This is a genomic window from Castellaniella sp. UC4447_H14 (assembly GCF_052978285.1).
In genome coordinates, this window is record NZ_CM129666.1 from 3,128,946 (window position 1) to 3,152,148 (window position 23,203).

The following is a 23,203-nucleotide window of genomic DNA, read 5'->3' on the forward strand; positions in this document are numbered from 1 at the left end:
CCAGGCCGGGCGCGGGCCGGGGTGGACGCCGTCAACACGCCGCGCCTCCCATCTGCAGGAGTGTCTATGAAATCGCCCCATCGTTTCCTGATTGCCGTTGTGGCCGCCTGCTCTGGCGCTATGACCGGGGCTGTGCAGGCCCAGGGACAGCCTGCGGCGCCCCGAGGCGCCGAAGTAGTGCCGCCCAGTATGAGGACTCCGCATGCCGCCCCGGCGCGGGCCACCCAGGACCGCAAGTTCATGGAGGACGCCGCTCATGCGGGCGCGTTTGAAATCGAGGCGAGCAAACTCGCGCTGCAACGGAAGACGACACTGGATGTCCGGACGTTTGCCCAACGGATGGTGGACGACCACGAGCGGGTAGCCGAGGAGCTTCGGGCGCTTGCCGACCGCCATGGGGTCCGCGTATCGAACGAGCCTTCGGTGCCGCAAAAGGCCGAGCTCAAGATCTTGAAGGAACGCCGCGGCGGATTTGAGCGGGCGTATGTCGACGAAGTCGCCGTCTCCGCCCACGAGGATGCCGTGAAGCTGTTTGAGAAGGCTTCCCATGAGGCGACGGAGCCGGACGTCAAAGCGTTCGCGCAGAAGGTACTGCCGCAGTTGCAGCACCACCTGTCGCTGGGCAAGGACCTGAAGCGCAAGCTGGCCGCTGGCGCCAGGAAGAGCCATTAAGGGAGGGCGCCATGATGCCACTCGAACACTTCCAGTCCTGCATGGCCGCCTGCCGGGCGTGCGCGGCGGCTTGTGAACATTGCGCGGCCTCTTGTTTGCGGGAAGAGGACGTGCGTACCATGGTTCGGTGTATCCGTCTGGATCTGGACTGCGAGCAGGCCTGTCTGGTCGCCGCATCCCTGATGGCACGGCACAGCCCCTTCTCAAAGGACTTTTGCCGCCTGTGCGCCGAAGTCTGCGATGCCTGTGCCGAGGAGTGCGCGCAGCATGCGATGGAGCATTGCCAGCGCTGCGCGCAGGCGTGCCGCGATTGCGCCCAAGCCTGCCGGCACATGATCGCACAGGACGCGGCGGCGACGTCGGTAGGGGGTGCGTGAGATGGATATCGCGGTCATCGGGACGGGCTATGTGGGATTGGTGACGGGCGCATGTCTGGCCGATAGCGGCCATCGGGTCACCTGCTACGACAGGAATCGGCAGAAAATCGGGATGTTGCAGGCCGGAAAGCTGCCCTTCTTTGAGCCGGGGCTTGAGGCGCTCATTGCACGGGGCCTGGGGCGGGGAACGTTGGCTTTCAAACCGTTCCTGGGCGCTGATGCCGGGCTGGGGCAAGCCGACGTCGTCTTCCTGACGATAGGCACCCCCTCTCGCGAGGATGGACGGGCGGACTTGGCTTCTCTGCTGGAGTGTGCCGAGCAGTTGGCGGCCATACTGACGCGCGATGCGATCATCGCGGTGAAGTCGACTGTGCCGGTAGGGACTTGCGAATATATTCAGGGCCTTTTCGATCGTCCCGCGGCCTTGGCTGCGGAGCGCACCTGTGTGGTGGCGTCCAATCCGGAATTTCTGGCCGAGTCCCGTGCCGTACTGGATTTTCAGCATCCCGAACGTATTGTCATCGGGTGCGACGAGCCGCGCGCATGCGACATTCTGCGCGCGCTCTATAAGCCGTTCGATCCACAGGGTGACCGGACCCTGGTGATGAGCCTGCGCAGTGCCGAATTCGCGAAATATGCCTGCAATGCGACGCTGGCGGCGCGTATTTCCATGGTCAACGAGCTGGCTTGCATCGCAGGCTCGCTCGATGTGGACATGCGCGCTGTGTGCCGGGTCTTGAAGACGGACCCCAGGATCGGTCCGCACTACCTGGAACCGGGCGCGGGCTATGGCGGTTCATGTCTGCCCAAGGATATCCGCGCGCTGATGGCCATGGCCCGCGACCAGGGGGAACCGGCAACCTTGTTGCATGGTGTGGAGGTGGTCAATGCCGCTCAGGCGCAGCGATTGTTCGATACGGTGGTGGCGCGGCTGGGTGGCACTTCCGATCGTCGCTGCGTGGCACTGTGGGGACTGGCGTTCAAGGCAGGCACCGACGATCTACGCGAGTCCCCCAGCCTTGTTTTGGCGCGTCAATTGCTGAAGGCCGGCCTGCGGATTCAGGCCTACGATCCGGTTGCCGGGCCGGCGGCCAGAGCCCTGATTCCGGACCTCGGTTTTGAACTGCATACAGATCTCTACTCGGCATGCGAAGGCGCCGATCTCCTGGTCGTGATGACGGACTGGGAGGAGTTCAGGGCGGTCGATTTCTCGCGCGTGGCGAGGTCCCTGTCGTCGGCTCTTGTGCTGGATGGCCGTGAGATCTATGACGCTGAGCGCCTGAGGCAACAAGGATTGACGCATCTGGACGTGGGCCAGTGCCGTCTCCATCACGATTCTTTTTCCGTGCCGTCCCGGGGTACCGCCTGAGCCCTGCGGGGGGGACGCCCGCACTTGAGCGGGCGTCGGGGAAGCCTCCTTAAAGATTCTTCTTCTGGATCTTCGTGCCATCCAGCGAGACGCCCGCCATCAGGCCCGCATTGGTGAGGACAAATCCCACGACACCCTGCTGCGCCGTATTGGTGTCTATCGTACCGTTGGCACCGACCTTGGCCAGCGCGACCGTCGCGTCCGCACCGGCCGTCCAGCCGTTGCTCTGGCGGAACTTGTTCAGTGCCTCATCGGTCATGAACAGAAGCACCATCGCCCGCGACTGGATACCCAGCTGCCATCCGATGGAACCGCCCGTCGTGGTGTAGTAGCCCTCGTCGTGGCCATTGACCCGGAGCACGCCATCGCCATGCTCGAAGCCCAGGATGAAGCCGGCGCGCGCCACGCTCGGGAAGATCAGCACACCCTTGGCGCGCTGCACGAGGGCGCGCGAGTCAGGAGAGGCCTTGTAGAGCCGATTCAGCGTCTCATTGGCGCTCTGGTCGATGTTCCCCCGTTGCTGGGATGCCGTCTGCTGGCTATTGGGCCCCGTCGTGGTGCAGCCGGCAAATGTGAGGCTGGCGAGGGCGATGGCCACGCCCGCCAGAGGCAGGCTCCCTGAACTGCGAATCGAGTTTTTCATGGTTGACTCCTTGATTTTCGGTATCGGTCCGGAAGCAAGCCATGTGCCCGCTTCACTCAGGATGGCAAAAAGTGCTGTGCCGGCCGCAGGCACGGGGATTGCGGCCTCCCTGGACTCTCAGGAGAGCGACATGGACCGATCGACGATGTTCTGGCTTTCGATGCCCGGTGGAGGTGGCAAGGAAATGCATGTGCCGCAGCCTCCCTATCCCGAACCTGACGTGCCGCCCCCGGGGGGTGTCCCACCAGGCCCCGACACCCCGCCTGATCCGGGAGTCCCCGAGGATATTCCTCCTGAAAGGCCTCCCGGCAGCCCGGACGAAATCGACCTTCCCCCGCGGGAAAAGCCCCAGAAAATCGACGAACCGCCCGAATCGCCACGACAGCAGGTCATTCGCGGACCATGGGCGCGGCGCCGGCGGCATATGCTGCACTGAGGTTGTGCGGGCATGGGAATTGCTGTCCTGTGAGCGATCACAGGAGGATACTCATGACCGAACAAATTCCCACCGCGCCGTCCGGACAGACCTCTTCGTTGGGCACGCCGATCGACACGGCCGCCGTCCGACGGTTGGCCCAGAACGTGGACGATGGTGCCGTCACGACGGCAGACGCGGGGCACCGCAAGGAGATTCTGGCGCTGCTGGATGGCGCGCTGGCCACGGAGCTGCTCTGCGTGCTGCGCTACAAGCGGCACTATCACACGGCGGTCGGACTGACGAACACGGCCATCAAGGACGAATTTCTGGAGCACGCTCAGGAAGAGCAGGCGCATGCGGACGAGATTGCCGAGCGCATCGTGCAACTCAATGGCGAGCCCGACTTCAATCCGGCCACGCTGGCGGGGCGCAGCCATGCGGAGTACGACGAGTCGACGGATATCAAGTCGATGATCCGCGCCAATCTGGTGGCCGAGCGAGTGGCAATCGAATCGTACCGGCAGATGATCGCGAAGATCGGGGATCTCGATCCCACGACGACGCTCATGCTCACCCGGATTCTCGCCAAGGAAGAAGAGCATGCGGACGAAATGCGCGATTTGCTGGGATAGTGCGCCGTTCTGGCGCTGAACCCGGCTCAATAGGCACGGGGCTTGCTTGGAGAGGCACACAGCCACTTCCGGCATTTTCCTAGGAGCACTTTATGAAGAAATTTATTGCCTTGAGCGTGTGTGCCATATTCCCCCTGATGGCGCCCGTGGCGTTTTCGCAAACGTCGTCTTCCTCATCTTCCCCCACCACGCCGGCTCCGGCCACCACTCCGGGAAGCAGTGGCAGCATGGGGGGAAGCACTGCCCCTTCGGGGACGTCCGGTGGAACCGGCAGTTACGGCACGGGCTCCGGGACGGGCGCCGCCGGCATGGGCGCGACCGACACAGGCAAATCGATGAACGGTGCCTCGCATAGCGGAACGGGCGTCAATGGCTCGGCGGTGAAGGAAGACTTGGTCGGCAAGACCGTCTACAACGAAAACGGTGACAGCATTGGCGAGGTCCAGGACGTGGTGGTCTCGAATGGAAAGGCCACTCAGTATGTGATCGGCGCCGGGGGCTTTCTCGGGATGGGCAAGCATGACGTCGCCATTCCCTTCGACAAGGTCTCCAACCAGAACGGGAAGCTGATCCTGAGCGGCTATACCAAAGAGCAGCTCAAGGCTTTGCCCGCCGTCAAGTAAGCGCTAATGGGGTTGGACGGCGGCGGTGGCGACTGGCTTCGCCCGCCGCTGTTCGCCGGGTGGGCGGCAGTGTGCCTCTTCACCCGTCTTTGAGCAGGAGAGGCATCATGACACCCACCGACACTTCAACCGAACGATCATCGTCTGCCGCCCCAGCGAACCGCGACGAGCATGCGGATCGCCAACGGCACGGCGACCGCTCCCCCGACCGGGAAAGGAAGCCCTCGACGCCTCCACAGTCCGACCGCGACACCAAAACGTCGTCGCCCGACATGGACCGTCGCCATCAGAAGACTGTCCCGGAACGAGAGGACGCGTTGGATGATGCACTGGATGATTCTTTCCCCGCGAGCGATCCGGTCGCTCCGGCCACGACACCTCAACCGCCGGTGAAGCCGCGCAGCGCCACATAGAGCAGTGTACCCGCCACGATGCTGAGCAGCGTCTGGCGGGTGCGCCATTGCAGTATTGCCACGACCGCCACGCAGATCAGCTCCGGCCACGGCGGGCCGGTGTGCCCGCGTGCCTGCCCCGCTGCGGTATCGATGAGCAGCAGCACCATGATGGACAACGGCAGGCTGTCGCCCAGTTTTTGTATCACCGCATGGCGGCGCAGCCAGCGTCCGGCGACGAAGGGCAGGCCCCGCAGCACCACCGTCACGAGGGCCATCAGCAGAATGGCCGTCCCGACATATCCGCCGTCATTCATGGGCCGTCCCGATGGGGCGCGCAGGCCGCAGCAACGCTGCGAGCAGGCTGAGTGCGATGGCGAGGGCCAGAGCCTGCGCGGGCAGCAGGGCCAGTGCGATTCCGTAGGTCACCACAGCAATCCAGATCGGCACCACGTCGCGGCGGGCTCGCCATTGTTCCACCGCCAGCACGGCAAACAGGGCCGCGAGTACGAAATCGATGCCGGTGATGCCGATCTGCGCCCGGGCCCCCAGCCATACGCCCACGGCCGTGCCCAGCACCCACCAGGCTTGGTTGAGGGCGCATACCAGCGCCATGCGCTGGCTCCGTGCGCCGGCAGGCAGCGCTGTGAGCACCGAGTAGCTTTCGTCCGTGAGCGCGAAAATGCTGTAGGCTCGCCGCCACTGGTTGGCTGGCATGCTGGACAGCAATGACAGACCATAGAATACGTGCCGCAGATTGATCACCAGGGTGGCCATTGCGATGGCGCTGACTGGCAATCCGGCAGCCAGCATGGGGACCATCATGAACTGGGCCGCGCCCGCGTAGATCAGCAAACTGGACGCCAGCGCCAGCCAGGCGGAGCCGCCGGCCTGCACGAACAGAAAACCGAAGACCGCGCCCAGCGGGATGTAGCCCATGGCCACGGGCGCCGTCAGGCTGGTGACGGAAAGCGGGTTGCGGGGCGTGCGTGCCATGGCCGGCGTCAGCCTCCGTAACCCGCCGCAGCCGCCGGCGTATGGTCGAGCATCCAGTCGATCCCCGGCTGTCCGTGGGCCTGCAGCCACTCGTTGGCCTGGCGGAAGTGGCCGCAGCCGATGAAGGGACGGGGTGGCCGCTGGGCGGAAAGCGGCGACGGGTGATTGGCGGTGAGGACCTCCACTGGCCCGGCCGGCGGCTGCAGGTCCAGCAAGGCTCTGCGAGCCTGGGCGTGGCTGCCCCAGAGCAGCAGGACCTTGGGACGAGGCTCGCGCAGCACCCGCATGATGAGAGCGTCGGTGACGTGCTCCCACCCTATCCTGGCGTGTGAGGCCGGTTGATGGGCTTCGACCGTCAAGGCAGTATTCAGCAGCAGCACTCCCTGACGCGCCCAGCGGACCAGGCTGTTGCGTGGCGTCCGCGCCGGTGCGCCATATTCCAGCGCCAGCTCCTTGAACATATTGCGCAGACTCGGCGGAGTGGGGCAAAAGTCGGGAACGGAGAAAGCCAGACCCTGGGCCTGATTGGGACCATGATAGGGGTCCTGCCCCACGACGATGACCTGCACGTTTTCGGGAGGCAGTTCCAGCAAGGCGCGAAAGGGCCGCAATGGAAAGATCCGCACGCCCGCGTCCAGACGCTCGCGCAACAGCGAATCGATCTTCGTCAGAATGGCGCGAACATGGGGCGCCTCCAACGTAGTCTTCCAGGGGCCTGGCAGGGCCTCCGCCTGGGCCAGCAGTGAGCCCCGGAAGGCGTTGAGGACTTCGGAATCCGGTGATGGTTTGGGCATGATGGCGCCCAGCATAACGCTTTTTGGAGCCCGGGCCGAGGAGCGTCCTCGAACGGCGTCGTCTATCATTTCGGGATGATGATGAACTTCGTGGGTCCGTCCGAGGCCGCTTCGCAGTACGACCCCGTTGGGCGGGTGTGGAGTCGGCTGCCATCCATTACGCGGCTTGCGTTTCAGGCGTCCCCGGGGAGCGCGTCCCGCACTCTGTGGCGGGGCCATGGCGAAGCGCGCGTCGATGTGGAAAGCACACCCGACAGCCGGCGGTTTGTCGAGTCGGGCCAGTTCTGGCCGGGAGATTCCGCGACGGCCGTGGCGGTCCGCAACGCCTATCTGTGGCAGCGGGATGGAGCGTCCTTGCTGCTGTCCCACGAGCGATTTGGTCGCGACGCACCCGTATTCCTGCTTCGTCTGGACCGTGTCGACGACACGACACTGGAGGGCGGCGAGCCGCATCAGTGCGCGTTGGACCAGTATCGCGCCACGCTGCGCCTGACGGCCAGTGGGTTCAGGCTCGACTGGGTCATCACGGGGCCGAACAAGGACGAACGGCTGTCCCAGCACTACACGATGCGGACTACCTCTGCCTAGGGCCGTGGCATGGCACGGCCCTTCGCTCGCCGATACGGCCGCCGGTCAGGCTCGGCGGGACACTGAGGGCTTCAGCGACCGCCAGGCGACCAGTGTGGCAGTCGCCAACGCGGCCTTGACGCCGTCGCCGAACAGAAAGGGCATGACGCCCGACGCCCAGGCCGCCTTGGCGCCCACCAGCGTGCTCAGCCATGCCCATCCGGCCAGCAGACAGACGGTCCCTGCAAACCAGAGGATGGCGAAGGTGGCCAGCGGCCGCAACGTACGTGGGCCGCGCGCCGCGACCAGGCCGGCGATGGCGGCAACGAGCGGAAAGGAGAACAGATAGCCCGCAGTCGGACCCACGAAGCTGGCGACGCTTCCAGTGCCGTGTGCAAAGACGGGCAGACCCAGTGCGCCCTCGAGCAGCCAGGCCGCAACGGTCGCCGCGCCGAGCCGCCAGCCAAAGAAGGCGCCGACCAGGAGCACGGCGTAGAGCTCGAGGGTGAGCGGCACGGGCCACATGGGTATACTGATCTGCGCCGATGCGGCGAGGACCAGTGTCCCGGCAAGCATCAGGCCCGTTTGCCGCAGCCGTGTGGGAGCCAGGCGCCCCGGGGGTACTGAAAAAGTGGAACTTCCCGACGACATGGGTTTCTCCTTGAATCGCTCGTCTTCGCAGGTGGGGCGGTGCCGGCGCAAAGGCGCTGCGTGCCTCGGGGGCACCGTGTTGTGCCGCCCATTCTGCGGTGGCGTGAACCAGTTGTCAACTTTATATAATAAATAATGTTTACCGTGATGGCACAAAGAGGCCGTAGGGCGGGGATGCGATGACAGGATCGCCGCTGGACCGGGCCCTTTTGAAGGAACTCGCCGCTGGGGCGCCTGTCTCGGGGTCCGAGCTGGCCGCGCGCTTGGGCGTCAGCCGGGCCGCTCTTTGGAAGCACGTGGCCGACTTGCGCGCTTCGGGCCTTCCGGTCGAGGCGCGCAGCGGCGTGGGCTATTGCCTGCCATGGCCTACCGCGCTGCTGGATCCGGACAGCATCATGCAGGCATTGGGCCAGCCGCCACACGCGCCCGTGTCCGTGTACTGGAAACTGGACTCCACCCAGAATGAGCTGTTGCGGCACCAGGACGAGCGTCCGGATCTGTCGGTTGTGCTCTGCGAGCGGCAGACCAGTGGCCGGGGCCGACGGGGGCGCCAGTGGCTGGCTCCGCCGGCCCTCAACATCTGTCTGTCTTGCCTGAAGCGGTTTCCCGGGGGGCCGGCAACTTTGTCCGGCCTGCCGATTGCCGTGGGCGTGTGCGTGGTACGGGCGCTTGCTCGGCTCGGGATCGACGGTCTGCGCCTCAAGTGGCCGAACGACATCCTGGCGGACCAGGGAAAACTGTCCGGCATCCTCATCGAGGTGAATGGGGAGGCGGAGGGACCCACGGTGGCGCGTATCGGCATAGGCCTGAACGTGCGCTTGCCGCCGCAGATCCAGGCTGCGCTGGAGCAGCCGGCGGCGGATGTGTCGATGCTGTGTTCCGGCATCGCGCCTGATCGCAACCGCATCGCGGCTGCCCTCATCCGGGCGCTGTGGGATGGGCTGCGCTGCTTCGAGAAGCAGGGGCTCGCGCCGTTCAGGGAAGAATTCGCCGCGCTGGATTTCTTGTATGAGAAACCCTTGCTGGTTCATGCTCCCGGCGGTGTGCGGCAAGGAGTGGGACTCGGCATCGATGACATGGGTGCCCTGCGGGTGGACATGGACGGCACGGTGACCGCCCTATACAGCGGCGAGGTCTCGGTGCGCCGGTCGGGATAGCCGCGCGACGATACAGGGGCTTGAGCCCGGGCGCACATTGCGGCACCGGAGGTGCTGCCGCCGATGGCTGCGGGCCTCGATGCGGTTGCTGCCGCGTCGCCCGTCGGCCGAACGGTCCGTCCGCGGTACAGTCATGGGATTCAATCGATGGGGGGAAGGCGGCTCACATGAAGGTAGCGACACAGGGCTGGATCAATGGATTCATCGGAGTGGCGATGTTCAGCGGCTCGCTGCCGGCCACGCGCCTGGCGGTGTTGGGTCTGGATCCTTTCTTCGTGACGGCGGCGCGCGCATCGCTGGCGGGGCTGATGGCGCTTGCCTTGGTCCTGCTGGCGCGCATGCACCGCCCCACGGCTCGCGAGTGGCGAACGCTGGTCTGGGTGGCGTTGGGCGTGGTGCTGGGATTTCCGTTGTCTTCGGCACTGGCGCTGCGCACCATCACGTCGGCACATTCGCTGGTGTTCATCGGGCTGCTTCCCATCGCGACGGCGATCTTCGGTACCTGGCTGGGGGGAGAACGGCCGTCGAAAGCGTTCTGGCTATTCGCCGTTCTGGGCGCCGCTTCCGTCGCGGGCTTCGCGCTCAGCCAGGATGGTTCCGGCTCGCTGGGTGCGGATCTGCTGATGGTGGTGGCCATCGTATCCTGCGGCTATGGGTACGCCGAGGGCGGGCGCCTGGCACGGCGCCTGGGCGGATTGCCGGTGATTTGCTGGGTTCTGGTGCTGTCCCTCCCCATCAGCCTGCCGCTATCTGTCTTTCTGATTCCGTCAGACGCGGTATCGGTGCCGGCACTGGCGTGGGGCGGGCTGGCCTACGTCACGATCTTCAGCATGCTGGTGGGATTCGTGTTCTGGTACCGCGGTCTGGCCCAGGGCGGGATTGCGGCGGTGGGGCAGCTTCAACTGCTGCAGCCGTTCATGGGACTGATGCTGGCGGCCTGGCTGTTGCATGAAGCGGTCACGCCGACCATGCTGCTGGTGACCGCGCTCGTGGTGGCCTGCGTGGCGGGCGCCAAATACACGGCTGCTACGCCCGTGCCGGCACCCGAGGCGCAGGACGCCTCGCATTCCTGACGCTCAGGCTGCTTCGCCCGTCAGGGTCGCGACGAACTGGCGGGTGCGAGAATCGGCCGGGTTTCTGAAAATCGTCTGGGATGGCCCCGATTCCACGACGGCGCCATCCAGCAGGAACACGGTCTGGCGTGCGACCTGTGCGGCCAGGCGCAGGTCATGCGTAGCCATGAGCATGGTCATGCCTTCTGTCGCCAGGGCACTGAGCACGGCGACGACCTCGCCCGCCAGGCCCGGGTCCAGCGCCGAAGTCGGTTCATCGCAGAGCAGCAGGGAGGGTTCCGGCGCCAGCGCGCGGGCGATAGCCACGCGTTGCTGCTGGCCGCCCGACAGGCTGGCGGGCCAGGCATCCACCTTGTCCCGCAGGCCGACCTTGTCCAGGAGTTCGCAGGCGCGGGCATGGGCGCGCGCCTTGTCCCAGCGCTTCACGGTGATCAGGCCCTCCATGATGTTCTGCACGGCCGTCTGGTGAGGGAAGAGCTGGAAGTTCTGGAACACCATGCCGGTCTGCTGGCGGATGCGTTGTACGGCTGCGCGGTCTGGACGGTGGCCGGGTGTCAGATGCAGCGTTTCGCTACCCAAGGTCAGCACCCCGGAATCCGGAGTTTCCAGCAGGTTCACGCAGCGCAATAGCGTGCTTTTGCCGCTCCCTGACGGACCGATCAGCGCGGTCACCTGGCCCACCGGAATATCCACGGTGACGGATTTGAGGACTTCGTGCTCGCCGAAGTGTTTGCGGATGTCCTGAAGCTGGATCATCGCTGGCCCTCGGTAAACACGGCGTGCTGACCGAAATAGCGTTCCAGGCGGCCCTGGGCGGAGGTGAGGAACGAACACAGCACCAGATAGATGAGCGCTGCTTCCACATACAGCGTCAGCGGCTCATACGTTACGGAGGCAATGCGCTGCGCCGCCTGGAAGATTTCCGGGACCGTGATGACGGCGGCCAGCGAGGTGTCCTTGACCAGCGCGATGAAGGAATTGGAAAGCGGCGGGACCGCCACCCGGGCAGCCTGAGGCAGGACCGTCCGGCGCAGTGCCTGCGCGCGCGTCATGCTCAGCGAATAAGCGGCGTCCCACTGGCCCCTCGGGATGGCTTCGATGGCGCCGCGGATGACTTCCGCGTTGTACGCCCCCACGTTCAGCGAAAAGCCGATCAGCGCGGCTGTCATGGGATCCAGCACGACGCCGACGCTGGGCAGCCCGTAGAAGATCACGAAAAGCTGCACCAGCAGCGGCGTGCCCCGCACCAGCCAGATGTAGAAACGGATGACCGCCACCAGCGGCCGCGGTCCGAAGAGTCGGCCCACCGCCGCAAGGAACGCCAGCACCAGACCCATCGCGAATGACAGGATGGCCAGCGGAACGGTGAACTTGATCCCTCCGACCAATAACGGCCCGAGGGATTGCCACATCAAATGAAGCCAATCAGGCACAAGGACGTCCGGTCAGGAGTACGGGCCTGAAAGCTTAATGGATTTTTGAAGAAAGGTCCTCGCCGAAGTAGCGCACGGAAATTTTCTTGTAGGTGCCATTCGCGATGATGGCATCGATCGCCTTGTCCACGGCCGCCTTCAGCGCCGGCTGGTCCTTGCGCAGCAGAACCCCCGAGCGGCCAAAGTCGCCGCTGCTGTCGGATGCCACGACTTTGACCTTGGCCTTGGGCTGATGCTTTTTGAAGTCCAGGAAGGACAGGTTGTCGTTGACCGTTGCGTCCACCCGCCCCGACGTGAGCAGTGCGATTGCATCGTTGAAGCCCTGCACCGGGACGACTTTCGCTCCGTGGCGTTGGGCGAGCTGCCCGAAATTGCTGCTGATGGTATTGGCCGAAGTCTTGCCCTTCAGGTCGTCGAACGAGTGGATCGTCGTGTTGTTTCCGCCGACGATGAGCACGGCTTCAGACGACACATACGGCTTGGAGAATGTGTATTTGGCCTCGCGTTCCGGGGTGATGCCCACGTTGTTGATCACGGCATCGTAACGATTGACGTTCAGGCCCGCGATCAGCCCATCCCATTTGCCTTCGACGAATTCGGCTTTTACGCCAAGCTCCTTGGCAATGGCCCGGCCGATGTCAACGTCGAAGCCGACCAGCTTGTTGTCCGAGGTTTCGTGGAAGGAGAACGGCGCGTAGGTGCCTTCCGTGCCGATGCGGATCACACCCGCCTTCTGGATGGCGGCCAGATCGTCGGTGGCGGCCGCGGCCGGCGTGAATGCCGCAAGCGACATCAGGGGCAGCAAGCCTGCGATAAGCAATGCATGGATTTTCTTCATGATAGAGAGCCTTCTGATTCATGCGTGGCGTTATATGATCGCCTCGCTTTATTGCAATTCATTCTATCGACGTCGCACTTTCCCTGCAAAGGTTTTCGGATTCTTTGCTTATCGCCAGCCGTTATGGGACGTCGCCCGGGGATGATCCCGGGTCATGCTTTACGGGCGCGGCCGGACTGGCCGGTCGGGTGAGCCGCTCGTTGGCCGCGGCGGCGCCACAACGCCAGTGCCGTGGTCACGATCGCGGAGGAAGCCAGGGCGAGGCCGAGCGCGGTGTAGGGATCGTGGTGAGGGATGGCGAGCGCCAGCACGGCGCAGAACACGGCCAGGCTCGTGGTTCCCAGCAGCGCCGAGTACAGCGTGGCGGTGGCCGTGTGCCGGCCCATGTGCTGGTGGATGGTCACGGAAATCACGCTGTAGCCGATCGGAAAGGACAGCAGCAACCCCGACAGGGCGGCGCCCAGCCGGTGGCTGGCGGTGGTGACGCCCGCCACCAGCGCACCGGCCAGGATGCCGCGCAGGAGCAGCGACCTCAGACCCGGCTTGCCCACGGCGCGTGCCGCCGGCCGAACGGCCCTGCGGCCGGCCCACAGGCAGGCCGCCGTGGTGAGCGCGAACAGCAAGCCACCCAGCCAGAGCGTGGACGGCATCGCGCGCAGGATGGCGGCGGCCGCTCCCCAGGCAAGGATGGCGCCAGTCAGCGTGCTTGCCGGCGAGGCGTGGCGTCCCCGCAGGACATAGGCGAGCAGGAAGCACTGCGTGGCGCACAACGACCACAGCGAGTAGCTTGCCGCCCGTTCCACGAAAGGCTGAGAGGCCTGGGCGACCAGGAAGTAAAAGCCCGGGCCGAGCGTGATGGGAAGCCCCGCGAGGACACCCCCGATCATGGGGCCGAACAGTTCGACCGACCAGGTCACCACGATAATCACCAATGCTGTGGCCGTCAGGCGAATCAGCGCTTCTTCCATCGGGATGGCGGAGAGCAGGAAGGCCAGCATCGCGATCCGGCCATCAGGCCGTGAGGGAGGGCAGGACCGTGTGAATCCCTGTTCCGGGCGGGGGGCCGCCGCCGCGGGACGCGTCGAACGGCGCCTCAGGCATGGCGGACCGCGTTCAGCGCCTGTTCGATGGCCGAGCCCACGTTCAGGATGTGCCGGTCGTTCATGGCCGGTCCCGCAATCATCAGTCCCACCGGAGCGTGGCCCCGGCTGTGGCATGGAATGGACAGCGCGCAACCGTCCAGGAAGTTGATGTAGGTCGGATTGCGCAGGATCAGGCGGTTGGCGGCGAAGTAGGCCTCATCGGAATCCAGCAGTGGCTGGATGGCGGGCGCCACGATCGGAACGGTAGGCATGAGCAGCGCGTCATACCCCCGGAGCCGCCGTTCCACTGCCGCGATCCAGGCCTGACGTGCCGCGATCAGCTCGATGTAGTCGGCGGCTGTCAGGGTGCGGCATCGCAGAATGCGCGAGGCGACCCGCGGGTCATATTCCGCCTCGCGCGTCGTGACCAGGGACTGATGCCAGGCCCAGGCCTCGGCGCCCGTGACGCCGCCCCTGGTGTTGAGGTCGGCCAGACGGTCGAATTCCGGGATGGCGAGGGTGCTCACGGCCGCGCCAGCCTCTCGCAGGCATTGGAGTGCCCGGTCGAACGTCGCGCGCACGGTATCGTCGGCGCCGTCCAGGACCCCGTTGGCGGGAACGGCAAGGTTCAGCCGGTTTGCCGCCAGGGGGGCGAGAATCCCGAAGGAGGCGTCCTCGGGACCGGCCTCGCCGGCATTGTTGAAGCGATCGCGGTCCAGGCTGTCCGACAGGACGGCGTCGATCACCGCGCAGCAGGCGACGGACGGTGCCAGCCCGCCCAGCGAGTCCAGCGACGTGGAGAGCGGCAGCGCGCCCTGGGTCGGGACCCTGCGCGCCGTCGGCTTGAAGCCGGCCACGCCGCAAAAGGCGGCCGGGATGCGCACGGAGCCGCCCGTGTCGGATCCGATGGACGCAACGGACAGGCCGTCGGCCACCGCCACGCCGGCGCCCGACGAGGACCCGCCCGGGATGCGGCCGGTTTCCCGATCCCAAGGGCTGGCCGGCGTCCCGTAGTGGGGGTTGAGACCCACGCCGGAGAAGGCGAATTCGACCATGTTGGTCTTTGCGGTGACCACCGCCCCCGCATTCAGCAGGCGCTGCACGACCACGGCATGTCGGCGGGCCGGGGCCGCATCCCGCAGGACCGTGGATCCTGCCAGGGTCGGTTCGCCGGCCACGTCGAACAGGTCTTTCACGGATATTGGCAGTCCTTCCAGCGGCGAGCGGCTCAGACCCGCCTGGCGCAGCGCGTCCGAAGCGCGGGCGGCAGCCAGCGCCTGGTCGTGGTAGATCCGGGTAAAGACGGTCTTCCCCTGGCCTGCCGGGTCCTCCGCGCGGTCCAGCGCCTGTTGTGTGAGGGTCAGAGAGGTGGTCGCACCCGATGCGAGGGCAGCCTGGAGTTCGAAAATAGTCGACGACATGATAGGGTGGGGTTCAGGCGACTTCCGGCAGGCTCGTGACCGCGTAGGCGTGGCGGATGCGGCGGTTCAGGACCGGATCGTGAAGTTCCATGGTGAAAGCGGCGGACGGCCGGATGCCGCCCCGCACGGTGACGGTACCACACGTCATGCCGTGGCCTTCCGGCAGGGTGGGCGCGCCAAAGCAGTTGCCGATCAGGTCTTGCGGGGTCCGCAGTTGATCCAGCGTGCCCTCCTGGTACAGGACCTGCTGGCCCTTTTCCGTGATCCAGGATCGCAGCACCAGCGCGTCCCAGTGGTCCGCCACGCTGGCGAATGTCCAGGCTTCGTGCGCCACCGGCTTGGCGCAGATCTGCTTGGACAGCGCCACGCTATAGGCTTCCAGCTTGCGGTCGGTATGGTCAGAGGCCAGGCTCACCATCAGTGCGCCCCCATGCGAGAAGACGAAGGCCTCGGCCTCGCCGGAGGACTCCTCGCCCACCACTTGGATCTGTGCGGCCTGCGAGAGCTGGTTGGCGGCGACGCGGTAGAACAGGGGGACGGCACTGGGGCGGGCGACGCCGATTGCTGCCAGTTCCTCGATGTGGTGCTCGATGGCGTCCCGATCACGTCCCGACCACCCGGCGATGATGCAGTGGGTGATCTCGGCCTCGATGGGGGCAGCGGGCGCCGCGGCGTGGTCGGGTGGCAGCGTGAACGACAGTTTCATGGTGGAGTCTCTCCGTCCGGGCCCCTCGGGCCCCGGGGTTGCAGGGCTGATCGGACAATCGATCAACCGAATAGCTTGGGCAGCCAAAGCGCCAGATCGGGCGCGAGCGAAAGCATGCCCACCATCAGCAGCAGCATGATGACGAACGGCAGGCTGCCGATCATGACGTCGTTCATGCTGCCCTTGGTGCGCAGGCTCTGCACGACGAACAGGTTCAGGCCGACGGGCGGTGTGATCAGGGCGGTTTCGACCATGATGATGATGACGATGCCCAGCCAGACCGGATCGAAGCCCAAGCCGATCATGATGGGGGCCACGATCGGGATGGTGGTGATCATCATGGACAGGGTTTCCATGAAGCAGCCCAGGATCAGGTAGAAGATCACCATGATCAGCAGCATCGTCATCGGCGACACGTGCAGCCCCGAAATGGCCTGTGTGAGTGTGGTGGTCAACCCGATCCCCGACATGACGAAGTTCAGGAAGGCGGCGCCGATGATGATCAGCATGATCATGGCCGTGGACTTCATGGTGCCTTCGAACACGTCGCGCAGCATGGTCAGGGTGAGCCGGCGTTGCCAGGCGGCCAGCAGCAGCGCGCCGGCCACGCCCAGCGCGGCGGCTTCCGTGGGGGTGGCCAGGCCCGCATAGATGGACCCCACGACCAGCAGGAAGATGAACAGCGGCGGAATCAGGTCCACCAGGCTCGTGAAACGCCGCGACCAGGTCGCGCTGATCCGTCTCCCGCCCCAGGCCGGCCGGATGATGCAGGCCAGCGCGATGGCGATCATGAAGAACAACGCCATGAGCAGGCCCGGGATGATGCCGGCCAGGTACAGTTTCGGTACCGACGTGTCGGTCAGCACGCCGTAGATGATGAGATTGATGGACGGTGGAATCAGGATGCCCAGCGTGCCGCCGGCCGCCAGGCTACCGAGGAACAGCGATTCGTTGTAGCCCTGTTTGGCGATCTGCGGGATGGCCACCGTGCCCACGGTGGCGGCGGTGGCTACGCTGGAACCGGAGGTGGCGGCAAACAGCGCGCTGGCGCCGATGTTGGCGTGCATGAGCCCACCCGGCAGCCACGATAGCCACAGGCTCATGGCGCTGTACATGCGCTCGGCCAGGCCGGAGCGCAGCAGGATTTCGCCCAACATGATGAACAGCGGAATGGCCACCAGCAGGAATTCGTTGCTGGTGGACCAGGAGATCTCGCCGATGGCCCGCGTCAGCGGCAGCATCGAGTACAGCGGCTCCAGAACGAGACCCAGGACGCCCAGGGCGGCACCGACCGGGATGCTGATGCCCAGCAGCACCAGAAGCAGAATGAGGCTGGTCGCGATCATGGCTGGTTCCCCCGGACGTATTGTTCACCGGCCAAGGCTTCTTCCTCGGCCTCCTCCTGGGTGCTGCGGATGCCGCAGACGGCTTGCACTCCGGCCGCATCCCCGCGCACCAGCGCAGTGCTTGCCCGCAGCAGCATGAGCGCCAGCACGATGCACAACCATACGAATCCGGCGACCCAGATGAATTGCGGGATCCACAGCGGCGTGGCCAGGATGGAGTTGGCCGTGGAGCCGTTCTCCCATGACGTGGTCGCCACGCTGGTCGCATAGCGTGTCACATAGGCGATGAAGACGGCCAGCCCCACCAGGGAGACCCAGTCCAGCAGCGCGCAGATCCGGACCGGCAGCGTCTGGTACAACGCGTCGATCCGGATGTTGGCCCGTTGCAGGGTGGCGAATGACAGGGCCCACGAGACGCTGATGGCGAAGGCGTATCCGGAGAGCTCGTCGGAGTGCAGGGAACGGCCGCCCAACGCCCGCAGCACGATGTCGGCGACGATGTAGAGCACGGTGAGGAGCATGAGGGCGCCTGCGGCCCAGATGGCCCATCGCGATAGAGTAGTGGCAGTCTGCAGCAGGCGCCCCGGAGAGGAGTTCCCGCGAATGTCGGCGTTCATGGGCGGCCTCGCATGGTGGGTGGATGTGTTCGTGAACGGGTGGGGCCGTCCGGAGACGGCCCCACCGGCACGGAAGGTTTATTTCTGGGCGACGACGCCGAGTTCCTTGCCGATGGTGTCGTTGAAGTCCTTCACGCAGTCGGCCGAGCAGCGCGCGGCCCACTTCGGAACGATGACGTCGTGCGTGATTTTCTTCAGGAGAGCCTTGTCGGCATCAGTGGGTTCGACCACTTTCATGTGACCTTTTTCCTTCAGCGGGCAGGCCGCGGCGCCGCTATTGCAGTCGTAGCCTTCCTGCGTCGCCTTGGCGGCGTCCGCCCAGATCGCGTCCGTCATGAGGTGGAAATTGTCCTCGATGAATTTTTGCACCTTGGGATCGAGCTTTTTCCAGTAGTTCAGGTTGGCGGCGTGGATTTGCTGGTTCCAGTTGATCGGCAGCGCCAGCAGGTGTGTCGAAACCTCGTACCATTTGGCCGAATAGCCGGACATGGAGCCCGTGATGGCGCAGTTGACCACGCCGTTCTGCAAGGCCGGGACGACTTCGCCAAAAGGCAGCGTCACACTGGTGCCTCCCAGCGCCTGCACGAATTCAGCCTGCGTGCGGCTGCTGGTGCGGACCTTCTTGCCCTTGATGTCGGCCAGGCCATGGATTTCCGCATTGCAGAACAGGACCTGGGCAGGGTACGTGGAGAAGCCCAGGACCTTTACCCCTTGCTTGGCGTAGTACTTGGCGTAGACCGGGGCGAAGGCGTCCGTCACCTTGCGGGCGGTCTCTGCGCTGGGCGAAAGGCCGGCCAGGTCGATCGCTTCGTTGATGGCGTTGTCAGTGGCGAAATAGGCCAGCGTGGCCGTGCCGATGGGAATGACACCCTGGCCGATGAGGCGCATGATTTCCGGTCCCTTCAGGCCCATTTCGGGGAACCCCTTGATGGTCGCCGTAACGCGTCCGTCCGACAGCTTGGGGATGGTCTCCGTCCAGAAGGGTCTTTCGAAATCCTGGTAGGCGGTCAGGTTGTTCAGCCCACCCACCACCTGCAACTGCGTTTTGGGGAGATTGGGCACGGATTCCTGCGCCATGGCGCAGGTGCTGGCGGCGAGAAGGCCGGCGGCAAGGGTCATCAACAGGGGGCGTTTGGCGAACATGGATAGTCTCCTCTTGTGAAAATCGTTCTGCGCATGCAGTGGCTCAGAGCGTGGCCAGGCGGCTGTTCAGGTTGTCCGTGATCAGCATGTGACCCGGCGCGTGAGTGATGCTGAATTCGGGTCGCACGTGCCGGATGATGGACTGGGGCGTCACGCCACAGGCCCAGAAGACCGGGATTTCGCCCGGTCGGATCTCGACGGTCTCGCCGTAGTCCGGTTGGTCCAGATCGCGGATCCCGATCAGCGAGGGGTCGCCGAGGTGGATCGGGGCGCCGTGGACGGACGGAAATCGGCTGGTGATCTGGATGGCGCGAATGGCGTCCGCCGCGCGGAAGGGGCGCATCGAGACTACCAGCGGGCCCTCCAGGCGCCCGGCGGGCCGCGTCGCGATATCGGTGCGGTACATCGGGACATTGCGGCCCTGGCTGATATGGCGGACATCCAGCCCGTCGGCCAGCAATGCTTCCTCGAAGGAAAACGAGCAGCCGATCAGGAAGGACACCAGATCGTCGCGCCACCAGGATTTGACGTCGGACGGTTCGTCGATCAGTTCGCCGTCGCGCCAGACGCGGTAGCGCGGAATGTCGGTCCGCAGATCGATGTCGTCGCCCAGATCAGGCACGTCGTACTGCCCCGGCTGCGTGACGGCCAGGAGCGGGCAGGGTTTTGGATTGCGCTGGCAGAACAGCAGGAATTCGTCGGCGAGGTCGCGCGGCAGGACCATCAGGTTGGCCTGGACATGACCGGGCGCAAGGCCTGCGGTAGGCCGCGGATGCTGGCCGGCTCGGATCTGCGCGCGGCAGTGTGCCGCCGACGTGGCTGTGCCGCGGTCTCGAGCGAGGTTTTCTGCCATCAGGCCTCCCACGTGTCCGGAAAAGCGGTGCTTGAGGTCTTCTATTCCACTGTATGGCGTGGCGCCTGTCCAATTCTTATTTTGGATTCGGGCCGATAAGAAAGTCTTATCAGCCCGACAGGGTCCTGCCGGCCTCGTGCTGGGCGACGGTTTGCGCAATGGTCGCGACCATGCGCGGCGTGTAGCTGTCCGGCCGGTCCACCCAGCAGGCGTAGAACCCCAGCGTGCCGGGAGTACGGTCCACGTTGAGCACGCAGAGCTTGCCTTCTTTGATCTCCTCTTCGATGACCACCGGCGCAATGACGCTGGAGCCAATGCCACGCTGCGTCATATGGACGATGGTGCTCAGCGACGCGCTGCCGTACAGGCGCGGCGACTTGACTCCGGCCTCGAGCAGCAGCGCCTTGGTGATCTGGTAGGGCAGGCTGACAGCGGGATACGTGATCACCGGGTAGCAGCCCAGTTCGGCGACGGTGATGAGCCGGTTGTTCAGTTTCATGCGCGGGCTGGCGATCCAGGCCAACCCGTAGTCGCACAAATGAAGGCTGCATTCGCGTGGATCCTGACTGGGGCCGACCACGAAGGCCAGATCGATCTGGTGGGCGGCGAGCTGGCCGCGCAGCACGTGCGTGGTGTCGACCTGGAGGTCCAGGGTCAGCGCGGGGTAGCGCCGGTGCAGGATGTCGATCAGGTGGTCCAGCCAGGTGTGGACCAGCGTTTCCGCGCATCCCAGCCTCAAGGTCCCCTGTACGGCGTTGCGTTCATGCGCGGCGCGCAGCAGGTCGCTGCTGGTGTTCAGCATGCGTTGCGCCAGCGGCAGCAGCTCCTGGCCTTTTTCGGACAGCCGGATGCCGCGCGGGCTGCGATCGAACAGCCGCACGCCCAGCGCCGTTTCCAGCGCCGCGATGCGTTGCGAAATGGTGGGTTGAGTCGTGTGCAGCTTTTCAGCCGCCGACCGGAAGCTGCCCAGTTCGGCCACCCATACAAACGAACTGATCTGCTTGAGGTCCATGATGCGGTTCGTCTGGGTGCCCGACGGCGGGATGCCGCGTGGCGGCTAGCCCGGGTGCCGGGGTGTCATGCCAGGCGCTCCCAGATTGTGAGTTCCGAGAGCGTGTGCTGAAATTTGTGCCGTGTTTCACGGATGACGAAAGGCACGTCGGTGGGGCCTGACACCAGACGGAAATGGGATCCCAGATGCGCCTTCAGGCCGTCCAGCGTGGTGTAGCTCTCCGCGTCCTTCTTGAATCCGCCCACCCAGGCCTCGCGGGGCGTGTGTTCCTCCAGCCAGGTGTAGGGCGAGGCGATCATCAGCAGGCCGCCGACCACGATCCGTTCGTGAATCTGATCCAGGAAGCGCGAAGGGTCGTACAGCCGGTCGATCAGGTTTGCCGCCAGCACCAGGTCGTAGTCCGTGAACTGCGGCTTGAGGTTGCAGGCATCGCCCTGGAAGAATTCCACATGGGCGGTCGCGTCCTTCAAGCCCAGTTCGGCCAGGCTGCGCGCCTTGTAAGAAATGAGCTCGCCCTCGTCGGTCAGCGTGTAGCGCAATTGGCCCGTCTGGATCAGTTGCACCGCCTGGTTGATGAAGCGCGCCGAGAAGTCCACGCCCGTGACGCGTTCAAAGGCGCGTGCCAGCTCGAAGGTGGCGCGGCCGGAAGCGCACCCGAGGTCCAGTGCGCGGCGGCGCGGCCGCTCGCCCATGGCTTCCACGGCAAGCCTGGCCAGTGTCTGCGGAAAATTGGGCACGCCGAAGTAGGTGTCGCCGTAATGGAATTCGCCGTATTCCGACATGAGTTTGTCGGTTTCGTAGTAGGCGGCCGGCGCCTCGGCGGGCGCGTGCGAAATGACGTACCGGAAGCCGGCGTGCTGGAAGAAGTGGCGGCGGAAGGCATAGCGGGACGCGCGTACCGCTTCGTTGCCGCAGGCGATCCAGGAACCGCCCTTCATCAGATTGTGGCGTCCGTCGAAGGTCGGCGTGGTGAAATCGTCGTAGATGGGATGCACGTCGAACCCGTCGAACGGATAGGTGGGGGTTTCCGTCCATTGCCAGACGTTCCCCACCACGTCGAACCAGTCGCCTTGCGCGTAGGTGTTGACCGGGCAGGACGAGGCGCCGTGGTCCAGATGCAGATTGGCGGCGCAGGGCGCGTCGGTCGGATCCTTCAGGCCGGCGGCGTCGTACAGGCGATACCACTCGTCTTCCGTCGGCAGGCGCACGGGTTCGCCGGTCTCCGACGCCTTCCAGTTGCAGAAGGCCTTGGCCTCGAGGTAGTTGACTTCGACGGGCCAGGTCCAGGGCATGGGGATTTCCTGGGTCATGAGCCGCAGCGACCAGCCCTGCGTCTTCTTGACCCAGAAAGTCGGGTGTTCCGCGTGCGTGAAGTCCAGCCATTGACGGCCTTCTTCGGTCCAGTTGTGATGGTTGCGGTAACCGCCGGCTTCGACGAAGTCCAGGAACTCCTGGTTGCTGACCAGGTACTTGCTGGCGAGAAAGGATTCGATTTTGGCACTGTGCCGGCCGTATTCGTTGTCCCAGCCGTACTGCGGATCGCTGAACGACTTGCCCACCGTCACCGTGCCAGCCGGCACGCGCACCGGCGCATTTTCGGGCGCTTCGCCCTGGAAATCGAGGTGGGGCGCCCAGGCGTCCACGGGCCTGACATGTTTCAGTGCGTGCTGGCGGATCAGCACCGAAGACGTTTCCAGGTGGATGCGCTCGTGTTCCACGCCCATGATGATGGCCCACCAGGGATTCTGCCAGTCGATGGGCGATGTCAGCGGGGCATGATCTATCAGGTCGCAGACGAGCGCTCGAACGCGGTCGCGGTAGGCTCGGACCTCGGCCACGGACGGCCACTCGTAATGGGCATCATCCAGATCGTCCCAGCTCATTTCGTCCACGCCGACGGCGAAGACCGATTCCAGCCGCTGATCCAGGCGCTCGTCGATCAGGCGCGTCAGCAGGAGCTTGTTCACGAAAAAGGTCGCCGTATGGCCAAAGTAGAAAATCAGCGGGTGGCGCAGGGCGATGGGCTTGACATAGTACGCCTCGTCATTGGCCAGGCATTGGAACAGGGATTCGTAGCGGTCGAAGGTCGACAGGAAATACTGGCGCAGCGTGGCGCGCAGATGATCGGTGTCCGGGTCCGCCAGATCGGGCGTGCGGGGAAAGCGTTCCTGGGGGGTGGCCACTGGATGGAGGACAGGGACGGGCGTGGCGGAAGGGGACATGATGTCGATGATGGCTTTCGGTAATCCGACAAGCCTACCACGATGGCACCGCGACTGTGTGCAGCGTGTGCGCTTCGTAGGGGCACGCCGAATGATCGGGGCGGGACCATCGTTCGTCAATTTATTAAAATGGTTAATATTCATGTGCGCTTTGCTGTATTGCACA

At 65.0% G+C, this 23,203-nt stretch carries 25 protein-coding genes; 8 read left to right on the plus strand and 17 right to left on the minus strand.

What is annotated here, in order from left to right; translation table 11 throughout:
• Window positions 1-66: 66 nt before the first annotated feature.
• The 3 genes from ACVCMJ_RS15000 to ACVCMJ_RS15010 are packed head-to-tail and all read left to right on the plus strand — an operon-like array spanning window position 67 to window position 2,418.
• Window positions 67-672, plus strand: a complete 606-nt coding sequence (locus ACVCMJ_RS15000) for a DUF4142 domain-containing protein (RefSeq protein WP_447082197.1) — start codon at window positions 67-69, stop codon at window positions 670-672.
• An 11-nt stretch (window positions 673-683) separates the two neighbouring features.
• Window positions 684-1,049, plus strand: a complete 366-nt coding sequence (locus ACVCMJ_RS15005; RefSeq protein WP_447082198.1) for a four-helix bundle copper-binding protein — start codon at window positions 684-686, stop codon at window positions 1,047-1,049.
• A 1-nt stretch (window position 1,050) separates the two neighbouring features.
• A complete protein-coding gene (locus ACVCMJ_RS15010; RefSeq protein WP_447082199.1) occupies window positions 1,051-2,418 on the plus strand; it encodes a UDP-glucose dehydrogenase family protein in 1,368 nt (455 codons plus the stop codon).
• Window positions 2,419-2,467: 49 nt separating this feature from the next.
• Here ACVCMJ_RS15010 and ACVCMJ_RS15015 read toward each other — a convergent pair whose 3' ends face one another.
• The gene (locus tag ACVCMJ_RS15015; protein WP_447082200.1) at window positions 2,468-3,061 is read right to left on the minus strand and encodes a BPSL1445 family SYLF domain-containing lipoprotein; all 594 of its coding nucleotides are present in this window, start codon (window positions 3,059-3,061) and stop codon (window positions 2,468-2,470) included.
• A gap of 489 nt (window positions 3,062-3,550) precedes the next feature.
• Here ACVCMJ_RS15015 and ACVCMJ_RS15020 point away from each other — a divergent pair, with 489 nt between their 5' ends.
• Window positions 3,551-4,111: a ferritin-like domain-containing protein gene (locus ACVCMJ_RS15020; protein ID WP_447082201.1), complete on the plus strand. Its 561-nt coding sequence runs from the start codon at window positions 3,551-3,553 to the stop codon at window positions 4,109-4,111.
• 227 nt (window positions 4,112-4,338) lie between these two features.
• Complete coding sequence (locus ACVCMJ_RS15025; protein ID WP_447082202.1) at window positions 4,339-4,734, plus strand: PRC-barrel domain-containing protein; 396 nt, start codon at window positions 4,339-4,341, stop codon at window positions 4,732-4,734.
• A 379-nt stretch (window positions 4,735-5,113) separates the two neighbouring features.
• Here ACVCMJ_RS15025 and ACVCMJ_RS15030 read toward each other — a convergent pair whose 3' ends face one another.
• Genes ACVCMJ_RS15030 through ACVCMJ_RS15040 form a run of 3 tightly spaced genes read right to left on the minus strand, consistent with a single transcriptional unit; the run spans window position 5,114 to window position 6,916 of the window.
• The gene (locus ACVCMJ_RS15030; RefSeq protein ID WP_447082203.1) at window positions 5,114-5,443 is read right to left on the minus strand and encodes a branched-chain amino acid transporter permease; all 330 of its coding nucleotides are present in this window, start codon (window positions 5,441-5,443) and stop codon (window positions 5,114-5,116) included.
• Complete coding sequence (locus tag ACVCMJ_RS15035) at window positions 5,436-6,122, minus strand: AzlC family ABC transporter permease (RefSeq protein WP_447082204.1); 687 nt, start codon at window positions 6,120-6,122, stop codon at window positions 5,436-5,438. The genes ACVCMJ_RS15030 and ACVCMJ_RS15035 overlap by 8 nt, the downstream gene beginning before the upstream one ends.
• 8 nt (window positions 6,123-6,130) lie before the next feature.
• Entirely contained in the window at window positions 6,131-6,916 is a 786-nt protein-coding gene (locus tag ACVCMJ_RS15040) for a uracil-DNA glycosylase (protein WP_447082205.1), read from the minus strand.
• Window positions 6,917-6,991: 75 nt separating this feature from the next.
• Here ACVCMJ_RS15040 and ACVCMJ_RS15045 point away from each other — a divergent pair, with 75 nt between their 5' ends.
• The gene (locus ACVCMJ_RS15045; protein WP_447082206.1) at window positions 6,992-7,504 is read left to right on the plus strand and encodes a DUF6314 family protein; all 513 of its coding nucleotides are present in this window, start codon (window positions 6,992-6,994) and stop codon (window positions 7,502-7,504) included.
• Between the two features lie 45 nt (window positions 7,505-7,549).
• Here ACVCMJ_RS15045 and ACVCMJ_RS15050 read toward each other — a convergent pair whose 3' ends face one another.
• Window positions 7,550-8,134, minus strand: coding sequence for a biotin transporter BioY (locus tag ACVCMJ_RS15050; RefSeq protein WP_447082207.1), 585 nt, complete (start codon window positions 8,132-8,134; stop codon window positions 7,550-7,552).
• A gap of 179 nt (window positions 8,135-8,313) precedes the next feature.
• Between ACVCMJ_RS15050 and ACVCMJ_RS15055 the strand changes: the two genes are divergently transcribed.
• Together ACVCMJ_RS15055 and ACVCMJ_RS15060 are read left to right on the plus strand one after the other, a co-directional pair.
• Complete coding sequence (locus ACVCMJ_RS15055; protein ID WP_447082208.1) at window positions 8,314-9,291, plus strand: biotin--[acetyl-CoA-carboxylase] ligase; 978 nt, start codon at window positions 8,314-8,316, stop codon at window positions 9,289-9,291.
• 167 nt (window positions 9,292-9,458) lie between these two features.
• On the plus strand, window positions 9,459-10,364 hold the full coding sequence (locus tag ACVCMJ_RS15060) for a DMT family transporter (RefSeq protein ID WP_447082210.1): 906 nt from the start codon (window positions 9,459-9,461) through the stop codon (window positions 10,362-10,364).
• A gap of 3 nt (window positions 10,365-10,367) precedes the next feature.
• On the opposite strand, the gene ACVCMJ_RS15065 is transcribed toward ACVCMJ_RS15060, so the two are convergent.
• The 12 genes from ACVCMJ_RS15065 to ovoA form a co-directional block, all read right to left on the minus strand.
• Complete coding sequence (locus ACVCMJ_RS15065) at window positions 10,368-11,120, minus strand: amino acid ABC transporter ATP-binding protein (RefSeq protein ID WP_447082211.1); 753 nt, start codon at window positions 11,118-11,120, stop codon at window positions 10,368-10,370.
• Complete coding sequence (locus ACVCMJ_RS15070) at window positions 11,117-11,797, minus strand: amino acid ABC transporter permease (RefSeq protein ID WP_447082212.1); 681 nt, start codon at window positions 11,795-11,797, stop codon at window positions 11,117-11,119. Before ACVCMJ_RS15070 ends, ACVCMJ_RS15065 begins: the two co-directional genes overlap by 4 nt.
• Window positions 11,798-11,831: 34 nt before the next feature.
• Entirely contained in the window at window positions 11,832-12,635 is an 804-nt protein-coding gene (locus ACVCMJ_RS15075; protein WP_447082213.1) for an amino acid ABC transporter substrate-binding protein, read from the minus strand.
• A gap of 152 nt (window positions 12,636-12,787) precedes the next feature.
• Window positions 12,788-13,633: a hypothetical protein gene (locus tag ACVCMJ_RS15080; RefSeq protein ID WP_447082214.1), complete on the minus strand. Its 846-nt coding sequence runs from the start codon at window positions 13,631-13,633 to the stop codon at window positions 12,788-12,790.
• Between the two features lie 95 nt (window positions 13,634-13,728).
• Window positions 13,729-15,138, minus strand: a complete 1,410-nt coding sequence (locus tag ACVCMJ_RS15085; protein WP_447082215.1) for an amidase — start codon at window positions 15,136-15,138, stop codon at window positions 13,729-13,731.
• A 13-nt stretch (window positions 15,139-15,151) separates the two neighbouring features.
• The gene (locus tag ACVCMJ_RS15090; RefSeq protein ID WP_447082216.1) at window positions 15,152-15,844 is read right to left on the minus strand and encodes a DUF2848 domain-containing protein; all 693 of its coding nucleotides are present in this window, start codon (window positions 15,842-15,844) and stop codon (window positions 15,152-15,154) included.
• A 62-nt stretch (window positions 15,845-15,906) separates the two neighbouring features.
• Window positions 15,907-17,190 carry a TRAP transporter large permease gene (locus ACVCMJ_RS15095; RefSeq protein ID WP_447082217.1) on the minus strand — a complete coding sequence of 428 codons (1,284 nt, stop codon included), beginning with the start codon at window positions 17,188-17,190 and terminating at the stop codon, window positions 15,907-15,909.
• On the minus strand, window positions 17,187-17,807 hold the full coding sequence (locus ACVCMJ_RS15100) for a TRAP transporter small permease subunit (RefSeq protein ID WP_447082218.1): 621 nt from the start codon (window positions 17,805-17,807) through the stop codon (window positions 17,187-17,189). The genes ACVCMJ_RS15095 and ACVCMJ_RS15100 overlap by 4 nt, the downstream gene beginning before the upstream one ends.
• A gap of 78 nt (window positions 17,808-17,885) precedes the next feature.
• On the minus strand, window positions 17,886-18,884 hold the full coding sequence (locus ACVCMJ_RS15105; RefSeq protein WP_447082610.1) for a TRAP transporter substrate-binding protein: 999 nt from the start codon (window positions 18,882-18,884) through the stop codon (window positions 17,886-17,888).
• Between the two features lie 109 nt (window positions 18,885-18,993).
• The gene (locus ACVCMJ_RS15110) at window positions 18,994-19,803 is read right to left on the minus strand and encodes a putative hydro-lyase (RefSeq protein WP_447082219.1); all 810 of its coding nucleotides are present in this window, start codon (window positions 19,801-19,803) and stop codon (window positions 18,994-18,996) included.
• A gap of 109 nt (window positions 19,804-19,912) precedes the next feature.
• The gene (locus tag ACVCMJ_RS15115; RefSeq protein ID WP_447082611.1) at window positions 19,913-20,818 is read right to left on the minus strand and encodes a LysR family transcriptional regulator; all 906 of its coding nucleotides are present in this window, start codon (window positions 20,816-20,818) and stop codon (window positions 19,913-19,915) included.
• A gap of 62 nt (window positions 20,819-20,880) precedes the next feature.
• Complete coding sequence (gene ovoA, locus ACVCMJ_RS15120; protein WP_447082220.1) at window positions 20,881-23,037, minus strand: 5-histidylcysteine sulfoxide synthase; 2,157 nt, start codon at window positions 23,035-23,037, stop codon at window positions 20,881-20,883.
• Window positions 23,038-23,203 lie beyond the last annotated feature (166 nt).

What these genes read in the sequence shown, in the direction of transcription:
- ACVCMJ_RS15020 (WP_447082201.1), top strand. Translation starts at nt 3,551, where the DNA reads ATGACCGAACAAATTCCCACCGCGCCGTCCGGACAGACCTCTTCGTTG.
- ACVCMJ_RS15015 (WP_447082200.1), bottom strand. Translation starts at nt 3,061, where the DNA reads ATGAAAAACTCGATTCGCAGTTCAGGGAGCCTGCCTCTGGCGGGCGTG.
- ACVCMJ_RS15095 (WP_447082217.1), bottom strand. Translation starts at nt 17,190, where the DNA reads ATGATCGCGACCAGCCTCATTCTGCTTCTGGTGCTGCTGGGCATCAGC.
- ACVCMJ_RS15050 (WP_447082207.1), bottom strand. Translation starts at nt 8,134, where the DNA reads ATGTCGTCGGGAAGTTCCACTTTTTCAGTACCCCCGGGGCGCCTGGCT.
- ACVCMJ_RS15100 (WP_447082218.1), bottom strand. Translation starts at nt 17,807, where the DNA reads ATGAACGCCGACATTCGCGGGAACTCCTCTCCGGGGCGCCTGCTGCAG.
- ACVCMJ_RS15040 (WP_447082205.1), bottom strand. Translation starts at nt 6,916, where the DNA reads ATGCCCAAACCATCACCGGATTCCGAAGTCCTCAACGCCTTCCGGGGC.
- ACVCMJ_RS15005 (WP_447082198.1), top strand. Translation starts at nt 684, where the DNA reads ATGATGCCACTCGAACACTTCCAGTCCTGCATGGCCGCCTGCCGGGCG.
- ACVCMJ_RS15060 (WP_447082210.1), top strand. Translation starts at nt 9,459, where the DNA reads ATGAAGGTAGCGACACAGGGCTGGATCAATGGATTCATCGGAGTGGCG.
- ACVCMJ_RS15030 (WP_447082203.1), bottom strand. Translation starts at nt 5,443, where the DNA reads ATGAATGACGGCGGATATGTCGGGACGGCCATTCTGCTGATGGCCCTC.
- ACVCMJ_RS15025 (WP_447082202.1), top strand. Translation starts at nt 4,339, where the DNA reads ATGGGGGGAAGCACTGCCCCTTCGGGGACGTCCGGTGGAACCGGCAGT.
- ACVCMJ_RS15055 (WP_447082208.1), top strand. Translation starts at nt 8,314, where the DNA reads ATGACAGGATCGCCGCTGGACCGGGCCCTTTTGAAGGAACTCGCCGCT.
- ovoA (WP_447082220.1), bottom strand. Translation starts at nt 23,037, where the DNA reads ATGTCCCCTTCCGCCACGCCCGTCCCTGTCCTCCATCCAGTGGCCACC.
- ACVCMJ_RS15080 (WP_447082214.1), bottom strand. Translation starts at nt 13,633, where the DNA reads ATGCTGGCCTTCCTGCTCTCCGCCATCCCGATGGAAGAAGCGCTGATT.
- ACVCMJ_RS15065 (WP_447082211.1), bottom strand. Translation starts at nt 11,120, where the DNA reads ATGATCCAGCTTCAGGACATCCGCAAACACTTCGGCGAGCACGAAGTC.
- ACVCMJ_RS15035 (WP_447082204.1), bottom strand. Translation starts at nt 6,122, where the DNA reads ATGGCACGCACGCCCCGCAACCCGCTTTCCGTCACCAGCCTGACGGCG.
- ACVCMJ_RS15000 (WP_447082197.1), top strand. Translation starts at nt 67, where the DNA reads ATGAAATCGCCCCATCGTTTCCTGATTGCCGTTGTGGCCGCCTGCTCT.
- ACVCMJ_RS15090 (WP_447082216.1), bottom strand. Translation starts at nt 15,844, where the DNA reads ATGAAACTGTCGTTCACGCTGCCACCCGACCACGCCGCGGCGCCCGCT.
- ACVCMJ_RS15085 (WP_447082215.1), bottom strand. Translation starts at nt 15,138, where the DNA reads ATGTCGTCGACTATTTTCGAACTCCAGGCTGCCCTCGCATCGGGTGCG.
- ACVCMJ_RS15105 (WP_447082610.1), bottom strand. Translation starts at nt 18,884, where the DNA reads ATGGCGCAGGAATCCGTGCCCAATCTCCCCAAAACGCAGTTGCAGGTG.
- ACVCMJ_RS15010 (WP_447082199.1), top strand. Translation starts at nt 1,051, where the DNA reads ATGGATATCGCGGTCATCGGGACGGGCTATGTGGGATTGGTGACGGGC.
- ACVCMJ_RS15075 (WP_447082213.1), bottom strand. Translation starts at nt 12,635, where the DNA reads ATGAAGAAAATCCATGCATTGCTTATCGCAGGCTTGCTGCCCCTGATG.
- ACVCMJ_RS15045 (WP_447082206.1), top strand. Translation starts at nt 6,992, where the DNA reads ATGATGATGAACTTCGTGGGTCCGTCCGAGGCCGCTTCGCAGTACGAC.
- ACVCMJ_RS15110 (WP_447082219.1), bottom strand. Translation starts at nt 19,803, where the DNA reads ATGGCAGAAAACCTCGCTCGAGACCGCGGCACAGCCACGTCGGCGGCA.